This window comes from Gluconacetobacter tumulisoli, from assembly GCF_014174155.1.
GTDB classification, from domain to species: domain Bacteria; phylum Pseudomonadota; class Alphaproteobacteria; order Acetobacterales; family Acetobacteraceae; genus Gluconacetobacter; species Gluconacetobacter tumulisoli.
Genome location: NZ_JABEQM010000044.1, coordinates 1 through 1,141 on the forward strand (window position 1 = coordinate 1; position 1,141 = coordinate 1,141).

1 protein-coding gene is annotated in these 1,141 nt (G+C 69.4%); it reads right to left on the minus strand.

Annotated features, from left to right (window positions below; all coding sequences use genetic code 11):
- Nucleotides 1–1,141, minus strand: a 1,141-nt coding sequence (locus tag HLH28_RS17845) for an ammonium transporter (protein ID WP_182961942.1), incomplete at its 5' end; no start/stop codon positions are given.

Below are 1,141 nucleotides of genomic sequence, written 5' to 3' on the forward strand. Positions count from 1 at the left end.
TCAGTCGATGCGTTCGCCGTGGAGGACCATGTCGAGGCCTTCGACCTCCTGGTCCTGGGTGACGCGCAGGCCGATGGCGAGGTCGACGATCTTGAGCAGGACGAAGGTGGCGAGGGCGCACCAGACGATGGTGATGCCGACGGCCTTGGCCTGGGTGACGAGCTGGGCGACCGATCCGACGACGCCGGAGGGGTTGGCGTCGGTGGCCGAGAGCGGGCCGTAGGCGAGCAGGCCGGTCAGCAGCGCGCCGACGATGCCGCCGATGCCGTGCACGCCGAAGGCGTCGAGGCTGTCGTCATAGCCTAGCATGTGCTTGAGCGACGTGGCGGACCAGTAGCACACCACGCCGGCGATCAGGCCGAGGATCAGCGCGCCGCCGGGCAGCACGAAGCCGGCCGCCGGCGTGATGGCGACCAGGCCGGCGACGGCGCCGGAGATGATGCCCAGCACCGTGGGCTTGCCGGTGCGGATCCATTCCGCGACCATCCAGCCCAGGCCCGCCGCGGCGGTGGCGATCTGCGTGGTGGCCATGGCCATGCCGGCGCGGCCGTTGGCGCCCACCGCCGAGCCCGCGTTGAAGCCGAACCAGCCGACCCACAGCAGCGAGGCGCCGACGACGGCATAGGTCAGGTTGAACGGCGACAGGTCGTCCTGGCCGTAGCCGCGGCGCTTGCCCATCACCAGCGCGCAGACCAGGCCGGCGACGCCGGCGTTGATGTGCACGACGGTGCCGCCGGCGAAATCGACCGCGCCCAGGCCGGCGACCCAGCCCAGCGGGCTCCAGACCCAATGGGCGATCGGGGCATAGACCACCAGCGACCACAGGATGGTGAACACGCACAGCGCGCTGAATTTCATGCGTTCGGCGAAGGCGCCGGCGATCAGCGCCGGGGTGATGATCGCGAACGTCATCTGGAACATCATGAAGACGCTCTCGGGGACCGTCATCACGGTGGCGTTGGCCGAGCCCTCGCCCAGGGTGAAGCCGATGTCGGCGCCCTTGGAGATATGCGCGCCGATGCCCGACAGCATCGCCTTCGACAGGTCGCCCAGATAGGGCGACCCCGTGGAGAACGCCAGGCTGTAGCCCGCCACCATCCACACCACGGTGATGATGCAGCAGATGGCGAAGGACTGCATG